General features: G+C 37.0%; 18 protein-coding genes, 3 tRNA genes and 3 pseudogenes. 2 read left to right on the top strand and 22 right to left on the bottom strand.

The genetic code is table 11. The annotated features are described in order from the left end of the window. Positions 1-105 precede the first annotated feature (105 nt). The 3 genes from V4P55_RS03160 to V4P55_RS03170 all read right to left on the bottom strand — a co-directional run bounded on the left by V4P55_RS03160 (position 106) and on the right by V4P55_RS03170 (position 2417). Positions 106-1398 carry a TolC family outer membrane protein gene (locus V4P55_RS03160; RefSeq protein ID WP_455474977.1) on the bottom strand — a complete coding sequence of 431 codons (1293 nt, stop codon included), beginning with the start codon at positions 1396-1398 and terminating at the stop codon, positions 106-108. Positions 1399-1452: 54 nt separating this feature from the next. Further along, on the bottom strand, positions 1453-2127 hold the full coding sequence (locus V4P55_RS03165) for a protein-L-isoaspartate O-methyltransferase family protein (protein ID WP_455474978.1): 675 nt from the start codon (positions 2125-2127) through the stop codon (positions 1453-1455). Between the two features lie 215 nt (positions 2128-2342). After that, positions 2343-2417 (bottom strand) — tRNA-Cys (locus V4P55_RS03170). 181 nt (positions 2418-2598) lie between these two features. On the opposite strand from V4P55_RS03170, the gene V4P55_RS03175 reads away from it, so the two are divergent. Next, positions 2599-2673, top strand: a tRNA-Asn gene (locus V4P55_RS03175). 406 nt (positions 2674-3079) lie between these two features. On the opposite strand, the gene V4P55_RS03180 is transcribed toward V4P55_RS03175, so the two are convergent. The 3 genes from V4P55_RS03180 to ilvA form a co-directional block, all read right to left on the bottom strand. Next, positions 3080-4510: a DEAD/DEAH box helicase gene (locus V4P55_RS03180; protein ID WP_455475117.1), complete on the bottom strand. Its 1431-nt coding sequence runs from the start codon at positions 4508-4510 to the stop codon at positions 3080-3082. 257 nt (positions 4511-4767) lie between these two features. Next, positions 4768-5298: a hypothetical protein gene (locus V4P55_RS03185; protein WP_455474979.1), complete on the bottom strand. Its 531-nt coding sequence runs from the start codon at positions 5296-5298 to the stop codon at positions 4768-4770. A 35-nt stretch (positions 5299-5333) separates the two neighbouring features. Further along, on the bottom strand, positions 5334-6599 hold the full coding sequence (ilvA, locus tag V4P55_RS03190; protein ID WP_455474980.1) for a threonine ammonia-lyase IlvA: 1266 nt from the start codon (positions 6597-6599) through the stop codon (positions 5334-5336). Positions 6600-6747: 148 nt separating this feature from the next. On the opposite strand from ilvA, the gene V4P55_RS03195 reads away from it, so the two are divergent. Continuing rightward, positions 6748-6833, top strand: a tRNA-Leu gene (locus tag V4P55_RS03195). 219 nt (positions 6834-7052) lie between these two features. Here the strand turns inward: V4P55_RS03195 and V4P55_RS03200 are convergent. The 16 genes and pseudogenes from V4P55_RS03200 to V4P55_RS03275 form a co-directional block, all read right to left on the bottom strand. Then, positions 7053-7871: pseudogene (locus tag V4P55_RS03200) on the bottom strand (DNA adenine methylase). Between the two features lie 363 nt (positions 7872-8234). Beyond that, positions 8235-8453: a hypothetical protein gene (locus V4P55_RS03205; protein WP_455474981.1), complete on the bottom strand. Its 219-nt coding sequence runs from the start codon at positions 8451-8453 to the stop codon at positions 8235-8237. A gap of 128 nt (positions 8454-8581) precedes the next feature. Then, positions 8582-8809 carry a hypothetical protein gene (locus V4P55_RS03210; protein ID WP_455474982.1) on the bottom strand — a complete coding sequence of 76 codons (228 nt, stop codon included), beginning with the start codon at positions 8807-8809 and terminating at the stop codon, positions 8582-8584. After that, a pseudogene (locus V4P55_RS03215) lies at positions 8806-9473 on the bottom strand (lysozyme). The gene V4P55_RS03210 and the pseudogene V4P55_RS03215 overlap by 4 nt, the downstream one beginning before the upstream one ends. 108 nt (positions 9474-9581) lie before the next feature. Continuing rightward, complete coding sequence (locus tag V4P55_RS03220; RefSeq protein ID WP_455474983.1) at positions 9582-9863, bottom strand: hypothetical protein; 282 nt, start codon at positions 9861-9863, stop codon at positions 9582-9584. After that, positions 9860-10165, bottom strand: a pseudogene (locus V4P55_RS03225) (phage antirepressor KilAC domain-containing protein); the annotation flags it as partial. The pseudogene V4P55_RS03225 and the gene V4P55_RS03220, both read right to left, overlap by 4 nt. 97 nt (positions 10166-10262) lie before the next feature. Then, positions 10263-11714 carry a restriction endonuclease subunit S gene (locus V4P55_RS03230; RefSeq protein ID WP_455474984.1) on the bottom strand — a complete coding sequence of 484 codons (1452 nt, stop codon included), beginning with the start codon at positions 11712-11714 and terminating at the stop codon, positions 10263-10265. Positions 11715-11746: 32 nt separating this feature from the next. Continuing rightward, positions 11747-13744: an N-6 DNA methylase gene (locus V4P55_RS03235; RefSeq protein WP_455474985.1), complete on the bottom strand. Its 1998-nt coding sequence runs from the start codon at positions 13742-13744 to the stop codon at positions 11747-11749. Positions 13745-14328: 584 nt separating this feature from the next. After that, the gene (locus V4P55_RS03240; protein WP_455474986.1) at positions 14329-15639 is read right to left on the bottom strand and encodes a phage late control D family protein; all 1311 of its coding nucleotides are present in this window, start codon (positions 15637-15639) and stop codon (positions 14329-14331) included. Then, on the bottom strand, positions 15636-15857 hold the full coding sequence (locus tag V4P55_RS03245) for a tail protein X (RefSeq protein ID WP_455474742.1): 222 nt from the start codon (positions 15855-15857) through the stop codon (positions 15636-15638). Before V4P55_RS03245 ends, V4P55_RS03240 begins: the two co-directional genes overlap by 4 nt. Beyond that, positions 15854-16243: a phage tail protein gene (locus V4P55_RS03250; RefSeq protein ID WP_455474741.1), complete on the bottom strand. Its 390-nt coding sequence runs from the start codon at positions 16241-16243 to the stop codon at positions 15854-15856. The genes V4P55_RS03245 and V4P55_RS03250 overlap by 4 nt, the downstream gene beginning before the upstream one ends. A gap of 5 nt (positions 16244-16248) precedes the next feature. Then, positions 16249-18036, bottom strand: a complete 1788-nt coding sequence (locus tag V4P55_RS03255; RefSeq protein WP_455474987.1) for a phage tail tape measure protein — start codon at positions 18034-18036, stop codon at positions 16249-16251. Further along, positions 18033-18104, bottom strand: a complete 72-nt coding sequence (locus tag V4P55_RS03260; protein ID WP_455475118.1) for a hypothetical protein — start codon at positions 18102-18104, stop codon at positions 18033-18035. The genes V4P55_RS03255 and V4P55_RS03260 overlap by 4 nt, the downstream gene beginning before the upstream one ends. 38 nt (positions 18105-18142) lie before the next feature. Next, positions 18143-18430: a phage tail assembly protein gene (locus tag V4P55_RS03265; protein ID WP_455474739.1), complete on the bottom strand. Its 288-nt coding sequence runs from the start codon at positions 18428-18430 to the stop codon at positions 18143-18145. A gap of 2 nt (positions 18431-18432) precedes the next feature. Further along, positions 18433-18939 carry a phage major tail tube protein gene (locus V4P55_RS03270; protein WP_455474738.1) on the bottom strand — a complete coding sequence of 169 codons (507 nt, stop codon included), beginning with the start codon at positions 18937-18939 and terminating at the stop codon, positions 18433-18435. Further along, positions 18939-20330: a phage tail sheath subtilisin-like domain-containing protein gene (locus V4P55_RS03275; protein ID WP_455474988.1), complete on the bottom strand. Its 1392-nt coding sequence runs from the start codon at positions 20328-20330 to the stop codon at positions 18939-18941. The genes V4P55_RS03270 and V4P55_RS03275 overlap by 1 nt, the downstream gene beginning before the upstream one ends. Positions 20331-20352 lie beyond the last annotated feature (22 nt).

The raw sequence follows: 20352 nt of genomic DNA on the forward strand, positions 1-20352 counted from the left end.
ACACAATTTTTTTATTTTTTATAAACCTTAACCGTTATACTTTCCAAAACGCTAAAAACTGTTATATAGCCCTTTTGCAAATAAAAAAATGTTTAAACTACACCTTTATTGAACATGTTGAATATTTTTCAAACCTAAATAATTTGCAGTTAACTTACCAATGGAAGATTGAACACCATAACTTGCAACAACAGCATTGCGTTCTGCTATTGCAAGCGCAATTTGTGCATTAATCAACTGAGTCCGAGAATTTAAAACATCTAGTGTAGTTGCTTGTCCTACACGATTTTCTTGAACACGTCCTTTAAGAGCAATTTTAGCAGCACGAACACTATTATTATAAGCAATGACTGATGCACGAGCACTCTCTAACTGAAACCATGCAGAAGTAAGTGTTTGCCTTATATTGCTCTGAGCTAAACTTAACTGTAGATGAGCTTGCTCTAGTTGTTCTCTCGATTGGCGAATTTGTGCAGATGTACGTCCACCTTCAAAAATTGGAACACTCAATGATAAACCCACTGATTTAGAAACCCCATCTTTTCCAGGACCATCATAAATGCGATTGTAGGACGTTGTTGCGAACAAATCAACTTTAGGAAGCAATGTTCCTTCTTTAGCTTTTACATTATAAAAACTTGCATCAACTAAATATTTAGCATAAAGAATTGCTGGATGCATAACAACACTAATTTTATGAGCAATATCGAGATTTATAGGCAACCCTTTTGCCGCTGCTGGATGTTGTAACTTTTCAGGATCAGAGCCGACAACTTGTCTATAAACAGCTTCTGCTGATTTTACATCAGCACGCGCCAAACTAAGTTCTGAAACTGCTACAGAACGCGCAGCTTCCGCCTGAGAAAGATCAACACGCCCTCCTTCTCCGACATCAAGCTTTGCTTTATTTGAACGAACTTGCTCTTCAAGAGCAGACAAATTTTCTTTCCGAAGTTCAGCAATACGACGTGCTTTATATACGTCAGCATAAGCTGTTACAGTTTCTAAAAATACATTTTGCTCAATATTACGAAGATATTCACGTTGTGCTTGCAACTTAACCTGAGCAGAAGAAAATGTATTTAGCGAAATAAAGCCGTCAAATAATCGCTGATTTAACCTTATTCCTATAGATCCAGAAGTATTATAAGGACCCATCAAAGGTTTACTGCGCCCATAATTACCAGTCCCTTCAACTTGTGGTAATAATACTGAACGTGCAATGACTACATCATCATCAGCTATGCGTACAGCTGCTCGTTCATTATTCAGCTTAGGATTCTGTATATACGCTTTTGAAAAAGCATCCATCAAAGTCTCTGCATAAACTGACTTTGACCCCAAAACACCCGATATAAACAACAAACATATTTGAATTTTTTTGTTTATTTTGAACACAACAACAACCCCTAAAAATTATTATAACTATGTTTTTATCTACAAAAATAGACACTAAAATACAAAATCAGATGCTTTTAAAAAATCATGAAGTGGCTTTACAGCAAGATTAAAAGCACAGCGCACTGAAACAATCCCATCTTTTTTGAAATAAATACGCGCAATACCAGCGTTTCCATGTCCTTCAACCACAACAAGACGCCCACCGTCGTTCATTTGATCAAATATATTTTTAGGAATAAAATCAACAGCTCCTTCAATAAAAATTACATCATAAGGTCCCTCAATAGCATACCCCTTTTCTAATGAACCATGAACGACACTAACATTATCATAATGATGACATTCTAAAATCTTAATCGCTTGCCCTGAAAGAGCTTTGTTACTTTCCAACGCAACCACAAACCTTGCAAATGTTGAAAGCAATGCCGCACAATATCCACTATTGGCACCAATATCTAAAACAATATCAGATGATTTTATAGACGCGAGCTGTAATAATTTTGCTAAAGATGCAGGCTTCATTAAATAACGCGCAGGTGACCCATTTTGCGCTGGATATACAGTCACATCAGTATCAAGATAACTTAAAGCCTTCAGATCTTCTGGTACAAAATCCTCACGCGGAACAGTTAAAAATGCCTTAAGAACAGATAAATCCGTCACATCTACCGTACGAATTTGATTGTCGACCATTTTGCGGCGAAGCTCTGCAAAATTTGCAATCATAACCAATTTTTCCCTCACATACAAATAAGAAACGTGCAAAAGCAGCAATAATTAAGAGATGAAACCTCTTGCAATGAGTTTTGCAAAAAAGTACGCCACAATCAACACTAAATTCTAATTGTATCGTGCTATTTCCAATATAAAAGCTTTTTTATTAAGAAGAAAAAATTTTTCTGAAATATACCCCCCTGCAAGCCATTTTAATTAAAACTGGCTGGAGGCCTCGCCCGGAATCGAACCGGGATACAAGGATTTGCAGTCCTCTGCGTAAACCATTCTGCCACGAGGCCTCACCCAAAAATATATTATTCTCCATAAGGGAAGGCAGCTCATTCGTCAAGCTATAGAAATTTCTTCTTCTCTTTTTTCTGATGCTTATACAATTTTTGATTTTTTTTTAAAAAAAACAACTTTTCCCTTTGCAAATCAATATTGCTTTGCTATAGCTTGCATAGTTAAGTAGTGAGCCATTCCTCGGTAGCTCAGCGGTAGAGCAACCGGCTGTTAACCGGTTGGTCGCTGGTTCGAATCCGGCCCGGGGAGCCACTTATTAGAGTTTTTTTTAAGACTCATAATAAGTTGGGTTTTTATTCTCATAATTTTTTATGCGATTTACAGAAGAGAACTGGAATTGTAGATTCGGAGTGTTTGCTGCTTAATTAATAATTGAGAAATGTTTTTTATTCAAAGAACAATGTTTTGTATAAAATATCGAATTTGGAAATTTATCTCATAAAAATCATTTAAAGCACTAAAAAACAGTAGTTTGGGCTGTAAGATAACTGCGACCTATTTGCATGTTATATGAAACAATTTTTTATCAACGATAGCTTCTTTTCCATTATAAATCAAAAAGCGCCATGAATATTGCTTCGAAAAAAATTACTACTTTTGTTTTTTATAAAAATTAAAACAGGAAAATATATTTACCTCTAATTAAAACTAAATTTATCTAAGCCGCTTTCTTCGCTGTTTTGCGCAAACGGTGTGATTTTGCATGTTTTGCCGCCGATTTAGCTTTTTTATGTCTTTCGTTTAGAGATGTAGAATTTTTCTCCTTCTGTCGTTGTATAACACCATCTTTTTTTCTTAAAACTTGCTTTTGACGTTTAGTTTTCTTTAAATGCGGCCCTTTACTATTTTTCTTTTTTCTATCTTCCAATTCATCTTTCGATCCACACAATTGTTCTGGAAACTCAGCAAACTGTTCTGGAATATCTTCACGCACTAATTTCATACAAATCAAACGCTCTATAGCACGCAATCGCACCCGTTCCACCGTTTCATCAAAAAGCGTAATAGCATCTCCAGATGCGCCATTACGTCCTGTACGGCCAATGCGATGGACATAACTTTCAGCTTCATCTGGTAAATCGTAATTAATAACATGACTTATTTGAGGTATATCAATACCTCTTGCAGCAATATCTGTTGCAACCAGAATTTGCACTGATTTTTCACGAAAAGCCCTTAACGCACTTTGCCGAGCATGTTGTGATTTATTTCCATGAATCGTCGCAACAGAATACCCCATCTTTTCTAGACTACGTGTGACCGTATCAGCACCGCGTTTTGTTCGAGTAAAAACAATAACTGAAGAAAAATCTGGATTTGTTAAAAGTTGACCTAAAACATTCTTTTTTTCACGTGTAAGAACACAATACAATTTTTGTGTAATTTCAGCTGCAGTAGTTCCTTGAGGAACAATTTCTATTTTTACAGGATCATTAAGTAAATTGCTTGTAAGCGCAATAATTTCTTTCGACATTGTTGCAGAAAAAAGCGCTGTTTGACGTTCTTTATGCAAAAGTTTTGCAATTTGTCGCACATTATTAATAAAACCCATATCTAACATGCGATCAGCCTCATCTAGAATAAAAAATCGAGATTGAGATAGATCTACACATTTTTCATGAACAAGATCCATTAAACGACCTGGCGTTGCTATTAAAATATCAACACCTGCTTGCATACGTTTAATTTGTTTTAAACGTGATACCCCACCAAAAATGAGACATGTTGAAAGATGCGTTCCTTTTGCAACAAGGCGAATTGTTTCATCAATCTGGACGGCGAGCTCGCGCGTAGGAACTAAAATTAAAGCTCGAGCAGTTTTAGGACGGCGTTTATTTCCCAAAGTCAAAACTTGGCTCAAAACAGGTAAACTAAATGCCAAAGTTTTTCCAGAACCTGTCTGAGCAATACCTAAAATATCGCGCCCATTCAACATTAATGGAATAGCTTGCTCTTGAATAAGTTTAGGTTGACTCATTCCAGAAATAAGTAAATTTTTAATCAAAAGTTCAGATACACCCAATTCTGTAAAACTATTATCTCTATTTATTACGCCCAAAATAACATCTTTCTTCAGTTCAACAACAATAAATAAACAACATGCCGAACCTCATTATTTGAGAATCTGCATAATAAGGATTTTAATATTTTAGATTATTGGAAACAGCGCTGAAAATTGTGATCACGCATCCTATAAAAAAAACATAAAATCAAACGAGCACACAGATCCAACTTATAAAAAGCGGATCATTCAAGTTAAACACTTTTTTCCAGTATCATTGGATTAGGAAAAAAAGCAAGCATAAAAAAATATTTATTAAATAAGAATAAGAATGCTTTAACCACTCATTTGCTTATTACTGTTTCTTTTGGTAAATGAACCTTGCTAAAATCAGGATAAATTTCGAGGAAAATTGGATTTTGTACAGCTTTCTGACCTCCATAGATTAAATGCCATTGGTTTTTATCAAAAATCGCCAAAGTTTTATATTGAATAATGCGATCTTTTGTCTCAAGCACAGTTGGAATCAACGCATAAAAAGTACCACTATCAGTTTTCAAATAATCTATATTTTTGTCATCCAAATGGTAAGCATCAGAAGGTAAATTTTTAAATTGGGCACGCAAATGTTCAAGAAAACTATGGCGTAAATTATCTTCTGTTGTATTTAATCGACGAGCCATTTCTTTATAAATTCGGCTAGGCATATGAGCAGAAATAGTTTCAAAATTTCTATTTTTTACAGCATTATTCACATCAACAATTAAATTCAAAAGATGAGTCTTTTGTGTTGTTGTAAACTCAGATGCTAAACTTTGTTCACTAATGTTAAAAAACAAAAATAAACTTACCATAAAATAAAAAGTCAACTTCATTTTCATATCTCTTATTTTAACAAAAAATCATCTTCTCAGATAACAAAGTCAAACAACGTTTTATCATCAGTAATATCACGATAGCGCCAACCTAACACTTTAAATTTTTCTTCTAAAAGACAAAAATTATCGTATTTTTTTGTTTCAATTGCAATCAACACAGAACCAAAGTTTCTAGCTGATTTTTTTAAATATTCAAAGCGCACTATATCATCATCCGGTGACAATTGAGCAAGAAAATGGCGCAAAGCACCAGGATGTTGTGGAAAGCTAAAAATAAAATACTTTCTTAATCCCTGAAAGCGCAAAGAACGTTCTTTAATCTCTGGTAAACGCTCAAAGTCAAAATTTCCACCTGAAATAACGAGAAGAATTTTTTTGCCTTGCAATTCATGAGAAGGAATACTGTTAAGAGCATCAATCGATAACGCACCCGCTGGTTCAAGAACTACGCCTTCAACATTAAGCATTTCAACCATTGTCGAACAAACACGATTTTCAGGCGCTGTAATGACAGAATTTGGTGAAAACTTTTTCAAAATTTCGTAATTTAACGCACCAATTTCAGCTACAGCAGCACCATCTACAAATGTATCAATATTTTCCAGTTTAACACGTTTTCCGCTTTTTAAACAAGCCAATAGGCTTGCAGCTCCTTGGGGCTCAACAAAACGAATCTTTGTTTTCCAACCATATTCATGTAGCAACATGCTAACACCACTTGCTAAACCACCTCCACCTACAGGCACAATTATTAAATCTGGCTCGCTTTTTCCATTCAATTTTTCCCATTGCAAAGCAGCTTCGTACAAGACTGTCGCCTGCCCTGTAATAACGCGAATATCATCAAAAGGTGGAGCTAAAATACCACCACTTTCAGCAGCATAAGCACGTGCAGCTTCATAGCATTTATCGAAGGTATCCCCAACTAAACGAATATCAATAAACTCTTTACCAAAAACGCATGTCTTATCAATTTTTTGCTGCGGAGTTGTCACCGGCATAAAAATCACGCCTTTACGTTTAAAATACCGACAAACAAAAGAGACACCTTGCGCATGATTTCCCGCTGATGCGCAAATGAATGTAGAATTTTCAGAAGTCTGCCCCAGTACTCCCGAAATGAAATTAAAAGCACCGCGAATTTTATATGATCGCACAGGCGTTAAATCTTCACGTTTTAAATAAATGTCGGCGTCATACTTTTGACTAAGAAAGTCATTTTTTTGCAATGGTGTTTCAACAAACACATTACGCAAAGCACTTGTAGCTCTAGTTACATCTTGAATAAATTCACTCATTAAAACAAATCATTTCATATTTCATCAATATTACATAAATTTCTTTTAGCTATAAAATCAGTGATTACCAATAAAAATTTACTTTAAAAATAACTTATTATTAATTCTTGATTCAATAAAAAATATAGCTTATGAAGGACCCTTCATCGCGGACGTGATGAAATCGGTAAACATAGCAGACTTAAAATCTGCCGGTCTAAGACCTTGCGGGTTCAAGTCCCGCCGTCCGCACCAACCATATGGCAATTTTTCCTTATTTTTCAAATGGTTATTAAAAATTGAAAAAAAGCTAAACCACCTTTCGTTATGTCGTTATAGTGCTATCAGGTGGAACCGTACTATAGAAAATTACGAATCAATATTTCTTTTTGATGTTGCTTGAAACTAGGTTTGTATCAACCTAATTTTTTAAAAGGGACTTTTAAATTCCCGTGAAGAAGGTTTTTTTCTTTTCTAAAAATCACAATTTGTGATGACCAACTCTTTAGCAATAGCGTTATTTGAATCGCCACATGTATAAGATGTAGCAACCTCTTTTAGATTAAATTGACTGAAGGTTTTTCTGATCTCTGGTACATCATTTAAAGAGAGAAGAAACTTCCCCTTTAATTGCGCAAGAATCATGCCCATCGTCTGATAATCTTCACGCTTAAACAAATCCTTGCCGTAATAACCTTCAATACCCCAATAAGGCGGATCAAGGTAAAACAAGACGTTTGGATTATCATAGCGAAGCATAAAGTCTGGCCAGTTTAAATTTTCAATTGTAACCCCTGCCAAGCGGCGGTAAATAAGCTCTAATAACGCTTCAACTTTAAAATAATTAAATCGTGCGCTACGGCTCGTTTCAACGCAAAACGTGCGCTTAGTCACCTTACCGCTAAAACTCAATCGTTGTAGATATAAAAACCGAACAGCACGCTCTAAATCAGTTAAATCATTTGGGTCTTGTCGAGAAAAGCGTTGAAACTCCTAACGGCTACTGATCTGAAACTTCAGCATATCCATAAATGGCTGATAATGACGTTGCACCACTCGGAAAAAATTTGCTACATCGCCTGAAAAATCATTGATGATTTCAGCAGATGGAATCAATTTTCTCTTAAAGAAAATCCCACCCATTCCAACAAAAGGTTCTGCATAAACATCATGAGGAATGTCTTCAATGATTTTAACAATGGTTTTAGCCAATCTTCTTTTACCGCCAATATAAGGAGAAGCTGGTGTGACAGGATTGGTCAATTTTAATGTTTCTGAATGAATTATATCCATTATTGCTTCACACTTTTTCATATTTTAAAGCACAGCTTTGCTGCTTGGAGATTTTAAGGACGAACAAACATGAAGTATTGAATCAAGATTTTTTCGTATTAAATAAGATTAAACAATTACATCTTATTTATATTTTACAATAAATTATAAAATAATAATATATTTTTATTTATATTTTTTAATTTTATGGGAATTAATTGCAATATTATATAAATATAATTTTAATTATTAATAAATAATATTTTATATTATTATTTTTACTTTTAATTATATGTATAATATTGCAAACTTAATATATTAATTAAGTATTTTATATTTTTATAGGTAGTTAAACATAAAATAAAATTTTTTGATCTTTATTTTTTAACTCTTTGAAAACCACTGCTTTAGATGTGCAAAGATACTATCCATTGCTTCTATGAGACGCGAAAATTCAAGAATAAATAGAAAAATGATGAATGCGATCCATTTCATAAAGCGAGACATCATTTTCACACTTTGGTAAATGACAATCATCTCTTGAAGCATCTCTTTTTCTGCATCCGTTAGCTCTGTAATTTTTTCAATTTTTCTTCTGGCCATGTCTCCACCCACACAAATGTTCCCCTTGTTTATTATGCTTTAAAATGTCTCTTGCTAAACCAGAACTAATTGCCGTAACATCTTGCTTTTCCAAGTAAATTAGCATCCAGCCAACACACATTGAACGTTCATTCATCACGCACCCAGCGAGAAAGCTCAGCACGCACATCAACATCACTTTTCTTGTTAATCTCATTTTCCACCTCAAGTCGTATTGTTGCTGCTTCTAAAGCTTTCTTTGTTTGCTTTTGCTGCTCAGAATTTTTTCCAAAGTAAAAAGCTTTTGCTATAGCCATAAAAAAAGCAGCTAAAGCTGCTACAATGAGTATAAGATTTTTCTTTATCCGCCAGATCATAAACGTTGCTCACGAAAACGTTTGGCAACAAAAACAACACCTGCACATGCCGCTAAAACCATAATAACAGCGAATGCCCATTGAACTGGACCATTGCCCGCTAATAAGCCTCCAAGCCCTGAAAAAGAACTTATAATCGGTGCTAAAGCTTCTGCTTTGATAAAACCTGTTGGTTCTTTTGTTTCTACTGCCTGATAATTTGAGCAAACATAAGAGCCCTTAGCCCATAACCCTCTGCTTCTGCTGCACGGCGGTTTACAAGACCTTGCAGACGTTTTCCCCCTGCTTTCGTCCATTTCTGTAATTCAAATGGCACTGCTTCATAATCACCCTTATTAAGCTTTCTGAGCAATGTTGAATTGCAAAACGCTTTTATTCCTACATTATTATAGCAAAAGGATACTAACGCTGCGAATTGCGCATCAGTTAAAGAGACGGCAACTGCTTGATCAACAGCCTTCTCAAATTGTTTTAAGTCCTGAAATAAAATCTCTTCTGCTGTTCTTTCAGTGATGTTCATACTTTTATGTACAAAAGGCTTTCCAGCGTTACTTGTATGACCATAACCTATTGTCCATATACCGGTAGCATCTTGATAAAATTGCAAGCGCAAATCTTCCCATTGTTTAATGAGAGCAAACCCTTCTTTGGATATTTTTCGCATATTTTTCCCTCCATAAAAAAAGCCCCGCAAAACGCGGAGCTGATTGATACATTTAAAATTAATTGTTCCCATCTTTAACAATGGAAAACGATAAGCTGCATTATAAGATTAAGCCACTTTCTTAAGCGAGCTTTTTAAGTTTGGATCATATGCCTTCAACAAAGGTTTCAGAAGGTAAGAAAACTCTGAAACACCAAAATTTGTGAGAACTGCTAACATCTTAATAATGTGTGGAGCTTCTTTCTCAAGCTTTAAAACTAAAGCTTTTTCTACTACGCCCATGGTGTTAACCAAAACATTATGTTCCTCATCTTCCATAGCGCTATCACTATTGCAAATCTGAAACAGTGCCATCCACAAACTATACAAAGAGTCGATACTCGTATTCATTGTACACCTCCGTGGATTTGCTCTCTCAAACATGCCAATCCTTTTGTGGTGATTTTTGTTGAAGGAAGGACTTTTTCTGTACCATCAGGTCTTTGAATCGTAATAGTTGGGCAATCCATAAGACCTTTTTTAATTTTGTCCTGATAAGGCAATAAGCGTCCCGCTGACATACGACAATAAACCCAGTCATTGCCACGTCAGTGATCAATTAAATCCTTTGGTCGTACCTCCAATACCTTTGCTGCTTCTTGAAGACCAAACAAACCATCAGAACATGTTAATCCTTCAAATGCCTTTGCTTTTTAAACATAATCTGAGCTGGGCTATTATGTAACAATTATACAAAACTTTAAAACATATAAAACTGTTCCAGCTCTCTCATAACCGTCTTAGATAATTTCATAATTTATCCTTTTTATACGACGCTGATTGGTGCATTTCCCATATGAATTTTAAAGCAGTATTTTCATCTTGCTCAACCGCTAATTCTACAATTTTTTTTGCCTGTTTTAATAAAATTTTAGATTTTGCACGCAAGCGGTTAGATTGCTTGATTAGGGTAGCAATTTTGATCTGAGTTTCCATTGAAATTATTGGAATTATTACATTTTCAATTTCTTCTTTTCGCCAATGTGGAATAATTGAACCACCTACATCACGTTCAGCTTGTATCTGTACAACAGGAGAATTTAGTACAAGCGTTAAATATTCTGGCAAAACTCGCTTGTCTTTAATGTTTAAATGCAAAATTGCTCCAGAAGTTACACCTTTTAAATCCTCTGTCAATAAATAAGCAATCCCGATTGTACCATCCTTGGAAAATAAAATCGTATCTCTTTTCGGCATTAAATTTTCCAATAACATCTTATTTTTTGCGTAGTAATTATCTGAAAGATATTTCGCAGGTGTAGTAATTTGGAATTTATCATAATCTGATACACGAATAAATGGCAAGCCATTTTTATCATAAGCCGCTGAACCTGGCTCAATAGATTTCTTGATTTTAACAAGCATTTTTAACATAGCATTTTCACTTTTTGCTAATTGTTGTATCAGGTAATCATATTTAGGTTGGTAAAACTCTGCATCTAACCGCCCTGAAGACCTAAAACTTTCAGAAAATAGCTTGATATTAACTGTTTGTCGTGGAGGAGTAAAATCACTCAAGTGCAAACAGTTTAACAGCAAATTTTCTGCTTCTAATGTTGCTAATCTTGCTTTTGTCAAATATTCAATAGAACGCTTAGCTAAATTAGCAATCTCCTGCTGAATATTTTTGCTTGCAAGATAAACCAATACTCGTTTAGTTCGTTCAAGAGTGAGCTGATACTGAATTGTTAATTCCCTATGTCTTTGTAACTGAGAAAAACCATATTTAGAACGCAAAAAAATTAAAAGGTATAATGGATCAACCTTTTCGATATTTCGCATACCTAAAACTGTTCGAGATAATGCTACTTGCTCGTGTTCATAAATAATACTCGCATAGCTTGGTGTTCCAACTTTGGTAATAACAATATCATTCTTATTTAATAAATTTATCCCTTTTTCTTCCGTAATGAACGACATCGGCAATTTTTCAAATAAATCGTTCTGATACTGAGTAATGACTGGGAAATTAACGCAATCTACACAACGAATAAATGGTGTATTCCCAATTTCATATAAGTGTGTAGCCGACGGATAAAATGCACTAGCAACAAACTCTCCTAATGTGCGTAATTCAACAGATTTTTTTTTAATTAACTTTATTTCAATTTCTAAATCAGATTTAGCAAAAAATTCTGCATCAAAACGGTCACCTAAATCTATATGGCTAAGTAGGACTTCACTAACTTCTAGCCCCTCCAATAACTTTTGATATCTTAAGTTATCAAAGGGGCTTAATCCTTTCCCAAAAAAGACAGTTTCTCTTTTTTAGCAAATTCTATAAAGGCCTCAGCAATACCATCTTGAGTTAGCCCATCGTGATTAAATAAATCATGTTTAACGATTAAGTGACCATGACTATCTAAAACAGGCGTACCATCTGCGTTGTGGACAAATATTTTATTACCACTATTATCTTTACTTGATTCTTGCATGGTGGCAAAGAAAATTGGGTAATCTTCTACTTTAGGGCAAAGCTTATCGTGCCATTTTTGCACAAACAACACGCTGGTTTTCGTGCTTGTGTGCGGTTTAAAAACATTGCCGTGTAAGCCTACAATAGCCAAAATACGGCAGCGTTTGGCAATAAATTCACGAATAGCTTTATCACTGCTATTGTTAAAACGCCCCTGTGGCAATACAATCGCCATACGCCCGCCGTCTTTTAAAAAATCTAAATTGCGTTCAATAAATAAAATATCTCGTCCAACTTTAGTTGAATATTTGCCGTTGGAATTTTTGCTTAATTCATATTTTGCCAAAATGCGGCTCTCTTTAATATCCCCAGCAAATGGTGGATTTGCCATTAGCACATCAAACTGAAAATCACGATTGCGGTTTTTTTCTTTACGCAATTTGCGTAAACCCTTCCAACCTGTTCCGTAGGTATCGCGCCAGCTTTCATCTTCGGTTTTTTCGTCCCAACGTTCCCAATCTAGAGTATTGAAATGTAAAACGTTGGTTTGTCCATCACCTGCAATCAGGTTAAGCATGCGAGCGACACGCACGGCTTTTTCGTCAAAATCAATGGCAAAAACTTTACTCACAACATAATCAATACATTCCAGCGGCTTATCTTCTATGGTAAAAAGATGGTTTTTGTGCAAACCTTTTTCTTTGAGAATTTGCTCCCAAACATGAAAAATGGTATGCACAGGAAAACCACAACTGCCAGCAGCTGTATCAATAATAGTTTCCTCTTTCTTTGGATTGAGCATTTTTACGCACATATCAATTACATAACGTGGCGTGAAATACTGCCCCTTTTCACCTTTGCTGGATTTATTAATTAAGTATTCAAAAGCTTCATCTACTACATCAAGGTTAGAGTTAAATAATTTTACATCTTGTAAAGACGACACGCAAATAGATAAGTGCGATGGAGTAAGCTGAATTTTAGCATCTTCTGAGAAAATACCTTCCCACTTTCTTTGCGCTTTTTCAAATAAATGCTGAATTTTAACTTTCAGCTCAATTTCCGTGTCACCATTATTACGAAATTCGAGATAACGGCTTTTATCTCGTCCGCTTTGCATTTCATCATAAAGTTTGGTAAAAATCAGCTTAAATAGCTCTTCAAACACATCTACGCCAGCATTTGCCAAAACTTCATCTTCCATTTCCAAAATCAGATCTTTGAGCGATTTCCGTTCATTCACTAACTTGTCTTTGTAGATTAAATCGTCAATATTATAGCGGTTATTGAGAATATCTGAGAGTTTTTCATTGTCTGTTGGAATACATGAAATATCTTCAAAATAGTTTGGATCTTTTCGATGATAAAATGAAATAGAATCTCCATTAGTCCAAACCCCAATAGGTGCACCTGTGGCATTGCAATAAGATTTTAATTGCTCTTTGCCGTCTTTAAGCTTTGGTTTTTTTAATTCAACTATAATGTATGGTGATGTAATACTATTTTTGTCAAATATAACAATATCAGAACGTTTTTCTTCACGTCCAAAATTAATAACATGTTCAACCTTTATGCGATCTAATGGATAGTTATATTTATCCATTAAAGTTGATAAATAAAGTTGTCTAATAGCTTCTTCAGGAGTAAGCTTAATTTCTTTATTTCTAATACTACAATTAATAAAAAAAACTATTTTATCTTTTTGTTCTTTAGCAATAATTCTAGATTCCAATTTTTTTATCTGTTCTTGAGTAAATTGAGTTATTTTATATTGTGAATCTTTTAAAATAGTTTCTAATTTAATAGTATTAATCATTTTAAACTTCCTATTTTAAATGAGCGATTGATATTTGATTCAAACAATTTATTGTAGGCTTGTGGACTCATTTTGTATCCTCAATAATCAGTGTCAAAATTATTTTAACTCATTAACTGAGTGGTATTCATCTAATAAATCAGATTCATCTAAATTTAAAAAGCCACAATAATACAAAGAGATTTAAAATAGCGATAATTAGAAATAGCATTATCACTATTTTACTTGTTATTTGCTTATTAAGCAGCAAAAATCTGTAAGACACCATTTTCTGTGAGGATTGTTTCAACAAATTATTTTCTAAACGGACACATTCGTATTTTTCAATTTCAATAATGGTATTGAGCAAAAAACTGTCATGGTTTAAATCAAAAATGAATAACGCCTTTTGTAAAATGGCTATCTTTTCAAACGCATATCTGCATGACATTTTTCAACATGCTCTAACTTCTATTTAATGTGCTTAATTTTGCGAGTAATGAAATTATTTTAAATTTAGAATAGTCAAATCTAGATAGTAGCTTTTCAAGCGATTACTCACTTTTATTTTAAATGAAATCCTTTATAGTTCTTAGCTCGTTCTCTCACATATCTTCCTTATCCATATGAATAGTGTTCTCGTCTTCATCATATGATGCGTCAGGTGGAGCGTTGGGATCAATCATGTCATCCTTATCGGGCAGTGTATTTGCGACGTTTCCCGCAGCATCTTCTTGTGCTCCATCAAAGAGTTCACATTCTATGTTTGTGATATACCCGCCTATCTTATCAAATTTGTGCTTAACACTTTTGATGCGCCATTCTGCTGGGATATAAGGTCGAAGTGGCGGTTCTTGAACAAGCTTTGCTTCTGCTTGAATGAGAGGATTCCCACCCATGCTACACGAAAAGACTGATTTCCCACGTGATGATTTATTACGATAAGAAGCAATAGCTGCAACCGCTTCTGATTGATTATGATAGGTATATTTTAATTCATGAAAGGGTGCATTCCCAACTTTGACTTCTTTTTTCTCACCACTGCGTAAATCATAATAAGCAGCAAGAACACCACCCTTTTTCTCTTCCTCTTGTTCACGTGTTTGTTCTGTTTCTTTTAGATTCAGTGATGTAGAGCTTTCGCTTATCTCTCCTTCATCCATATGGATAAAGTTTTCATCTTCCCCGATTTCTTCTGGTGCTCGTGCATTGGCAGCCGCTTTTTGATCGTCACCCACATCTATTTCTAAGCCATTAGCTGCCCCTGCTTCCTCACGTGCGCTGTACTTAAAATCCCAAGAGCTACACATTTTCTCATTGATGGAAACGATAGGAAGTGGCTCACCCGTTATGGCTTTACCAAACCCGCGCTTGGCAAGCACAAGTTTCCCATCAACAGGCTTTGCAACAGCGTCATATTCTGCGGCAAGGCGTGCAGCAAAAGCCATATCACTTTCCGCTGTTTGGTCAATGTGACGCACAACAATCTTGGCAAGAGTGGGATCAACCTTTGCTGTATAGCCATTGCGCTGTGCTATTTCCTGGATAATACTGCCTAATGTTTGTTGGTGATAAGATTGACTTTTGGGTGTTCTGTAGGAGGTGTTCATTGAAGCAGCACGCCCTGTAACACTGAGACTTTGCGGTGGGCTGCTTACCGATATTTCATCAATCAAGTAGGTTCCCATATCACGCATCACTCCCCCTGCATAGCCAAGAGTGACAGAAAGAACTGTCCCAATCAAAGGAATATCAAGAAAGCCATTATCATTTTCCCTTGCACGATCATCAAGCTCTATGGTGATGCGGTCGCTTTTTTCTTCTGCTTCATCGGTAATTTCAATCGACAAAACATAATCCATTAAAGAGCTTGTAATGTCTTTACCATTAGCCATCACTTTACAAAAAGGCTTCATTTGCTTCCCCAGATTCTGATCACTGGTGTGGCTTTTGGATAAGGGAGAGAAGGTAAAATGATCGTTATCCCTGCTTTTAAGATTGCTCCATAATCTGCAAGACCATAGTTTGCAGCATAAACACGCTCAACGGCAAGGGCTTGCTGACCTTTGGGATAATATTTCCAGCAAATGGCATCAACCATGTCACCCTCTTTGGTTACGTAAAGATCACTCACCAACCCCCTCCATCTTCTCCGTATTCTTTTAATCTCACGGTAAATTCTTGCTTCTTTGGAGTACCGTTTTTATGGAAAAAGCTTTGCTTTTCCTCAACAGAAAGAATGACAAATTTCCCTAAAATTCTCCCCTGTCCCGTCACAAGAATATGTGCACCGTTATGCGCCATCCGCCGCAATTGTTCTAGCTGTCTAGTCCCACTTTTAAAGTCTGGATACACCACACCTGTTAGGGAAAACTCTGCGTTTGCAACGGCTGGCAATTGCAGTGCGGCTTTTCTCCCCAAGCGCCCCTGCTCAACCCATGGAACATCGTAAAACAGATCAAGTTTTTGATAAGCTGCCGTTTCCACCGAAAAAATAAAGTGTCCCAAAGCCAACATCATGACAATTAATCCGAAAAACTCGAAGCAATCGCTAAGCGCTGTTGTCTAGCATGACGTTCAAGGGCTTGATTGACCGCAGCATGAATGTCACTGGGAGAGCCACTTCCCCCCGAAATATTCAAATTGCTAATCGTGATAGAAGCATCTATTTCAGAAGGCTTATGAACCATGATTGGTTCAGAAATGTTAATAGCTTCAGTTTTTATTTTTGTCGTTTCAATTGAGCGATTACTGTTTTGTTGTTTAGGTGGAGTATTGGTAACAACTGTTGCATCGGCTATTCTCTTTACGCGTGCACTAGTTTCTTCAGTAAGATTTTTAATAGTCTCCGTTGAATTTTCGTTGATTGTAGCGCTAAAACCTAGCTTTTCTTGCATCCAATTTGGCATCCAGCTGGTCAATTTTTTAACCGCACCGCTAAGCCAATTGTACATTGTCTGCCATGCGCTTTTCATGCCTTCCCAAAGCCCACTAATCAGGTTAGCGCCTGCTTTGACCAAACTAAGCCCACAAAACCAATCAACAAATCCGCTGATTGTATTTGCGAGAAAATTCCATAACGCACCAAGAGACGCTATGATTTTATTCCAGTGCTTGTAAAGAAAATACCAAGAAACCGCAAGCGCTACTATTGCGGCGATTATCCAGCCTATAGGCATCGTTGCTATAGTAAAACCAAGCGTGACAAACGCTGCTCCAAGTGCAGCTAACGATGCAATGAGTGGTCCAAAGATGAATGCGCTAAGTGCCACAAGACCTATCTTAAAGAGAGTGATTTCACCAATCAACGGCTCCATCCACTTAAACCAGCCTTTTATTCTCTCGGTAATATCTGCGATGCCCTGTCTTAAATCAGAAGTAGGATCACGCAAATCTTTAAGCACTTGTTTTAAAGTTTTCGCCCATTGAGAAACAGTTGTTTGAATGAGTTCTCGGTTTTCATCAATCAATGCGGAAAAAGCATCAATCAAATCACTCATAATAGGCATGAAACGCGCCCCGATAAAACTGGCAACTCCTCCTAATTGACTCTTAAAAGCACCAAGCTTATCACTTAAATCTGCTGCATAGCGTGCGACATCGGCACCTATCATCCATTTTCCTTTTCGCGCATCTGCAAAAAGACTTTTGATTTTTCCCATGCCCTGTGAGAGCATAGCAGCCATTTCCTTCCCATCCCCACCAAAAAGCAGAGCCGCAATCTGTTGTCTTTGTGCTTGATTGTGCATCTTGCTCATCTTGTCGGTGATTTCTTCCAACAAAATTGAATTTGACTTAAGTTTCCCAGAGGCATCTTTGACAGAAATACCAAGTGCCTCAAATCCCATCATGCCTCTTCGTTGCCCAGCATATGCTTGTGCAGAACGTCTATTTAACACTGCTAAAGATTGTTGAAAGAGTTCAGCAGAAGTCCCCGAATTGTCTGCTGCATCGCCCCATAACTGAAGCGCTGCAACACTCATGCCTAAATGCCGTGACGCATGATAAAGACTATCCCCCATATGCATGGTTTTCACAGTGACAGCAGTTAAACTTGCCACCAAACCACCACCAGCAATACCTAAAGCACCAGAAAAGACCGCTGTACGACTTGCCGCAGTGCTAAGGGCGCCTTGAACACCCTTAAGGCTTGCCGTCATCTTTGTTACCGCAGCAGAAAAACGAGGAACACTCAATTTATGCGATAATTTCTCTGACAACTCTCTAAACTTCTTTTGTACACGTTTAAGAGGTGCAGTGATTTTATCTTCAAGCGTTAATTTTACCTTTGCATCAGCAACTTTTTTACTCATTTTGTTTTATACCTTTCTGCGGCTTTCTTGCGCCAAAAGATTAACTCCTGTGGTTCCATTTCCAGCATGTCTGAAAGTGACCAGTGAAAAACAATGGCAATATCTGCTATGAGTTTAGCGGCGGTTTCCCAGTCGAGATATCCCGCCGCTTGATAAAAGATTCCAAAATTTCTCCAATGCTCGACAAATCTTCAATATCCAGTTCTCCAACCGCTTCATATGGCCATTCAGAAAGACGCGCGATCATTGCTATCGTTTGCTCGATCCCTTCCTTTTTATCAATCGCTTGCAAATCCTTTGTTTTGGCACGCCGTAAAGTGATTTTTGTGTGTTCTTTTCCTTCAAATTTAACGGGAACAAGTAATTGATGGGTAATGCTTGGTTGTGTTGCCATTTTTATAATCCTAAAAATTCTCTGTGTTTTGCTAATTGATCGACACCATTAAATTTTCTCACCATGTTGATCGCATCTATTTCGACAATCTCAACGTCCTTCTGAACATATTTGAAGTAATGCAATGTGAATGTCGCTGTAGAAGTCGCTTTACTGCCTGGTTGCCATTCTGCCATTTCAAAGCCTTTGCAAAGCCCTCGCATAGTGATCGCAACCCCTTCTGCTGGTGTGCCTTGCGCTTGCATCGAACTTCGCAAAGAGATGTCAACATCAGACCGTCCCAATTGCGCCATAAGCTCTGGAGAACAATCAGAAATCGTCATGGTCAGTGTTAAAACCTCAAGTCCCATATCCAACTCAATGGGCACATCCATGCCGCCGCCACGGTAACTTTCAACAACGAGATTCAAATTCGGTAAAGTCACGCTTTCACACTTTGCTTGATAAGGAATGCCATCGACATAAATGTTAAAATATTTCAAAATCCTTGGTAAAGTTGGTACAGCCATCAAGCAATCTCCTCTAAATAATCATGAGTAATTCGCGAACGGAAAGTGATATGTTCTGCTGGGGTTGTTGGTGTAAATTCAACATTGAAATAAACTTTTCCGCTTTCGATAGCGCTTGCTGTATTCAGCTCTAGATCTGGAGAACAGCGTCCACTCAGAATTGCCCCTTGTGCTTTTAAATCACGCAAATAAGCATTGACGCTTTCGCTCACATCACTCATGTAGGTTTTTTTGATATTCCTATCGACAGCCCACAAATGTCCGCGCAAAATGGCATCGTTAATCATATCCGCAGTTCTCACCACCGATAAAAAAGCAAATTTTATATCGCTTGAAAGCGTACGATTTCCCCACAAGCGGTAGCCATTTTCGCGGATAATGGTTGTGATATTTTGCTCATTAAGAAGATTCGCGCGGCTAGATCTATCACCAATGGAAAAATCAATTGGGCGCGCTATACCAACAATCCCATTGATGACTTTATTGGAAGGAGAATGCCAAAAGCCGTGGGTGAAATCTGTTTTAGCAATAACACCGGCAACTGCTGCACTCGCTGGTTCTGCTAGAATTTTTCCATCACGATTCACAGTGACAAAGGGATCAATAATCATCGCACGTTTTGAATCAAAATCCTTTGCGACTGCAAAAGCTGCTTCATCTGTCGTGTTTGGTGCATCAATAACCACAATGGCACGCAACCGCTCTGCAATGCCAAGAAGCTCCGCGGCTACAGGATTAGACGTTGCTTTGATTTCAGCCTTAGCTGTCGCACCTGCCCCGTCACCTTCAATTGTCACACTTGGTGATGTTTGGTAATCAGTACCATTGTCCTTAATAACAATAGACGTGATTTTTCCATCTGAAATAATCGCCTTTGCTGTAGCACCACCTGTAATTTTAACCGTTGCTCGACTATAACCACTGCCTTGGTTCGTAACATTAATCTTGCTAAGAGTTACTGGACGTTTGTGTGTAAAGCCTGGGGCAATTAAAATGCGTGGTGTTTGTCCAACAATGGATTGCGCTCCAATCAAAGCATGGACACCTTCATAAGCACCATTGGCATTAACACCTCCAAGAACATTGCCGAGGGTTGTGTGTTCGTTATCGCCTTCCTTCACCCGCACAACGACAACAATAGCACCCACTTGCTTGAAAATCAGATCAAGAGCATTGGGTAAAGTGCCTCGCCGCTTGCCTGTTTTATCAAGCTTTGCTGCTTGTGAAAGGGAACCAGAAACCAAAACCGGGGTATTGAGCGGAAATGCCCCCGCATCCGCATCTGGTGCCGTGCCCACAATTCCGATCACTGCTGATTGAGCCGTACGAAGTGAGCGCGTACCGTCATCGGACTCGATAACTTCAACGCCATGTAAAAAGCCTGCTGCCATTTTTTTATGCTCCTTTAAATAA

Source organism: Bartonella sp. B30(2025) (assembly GCF_053793825.1).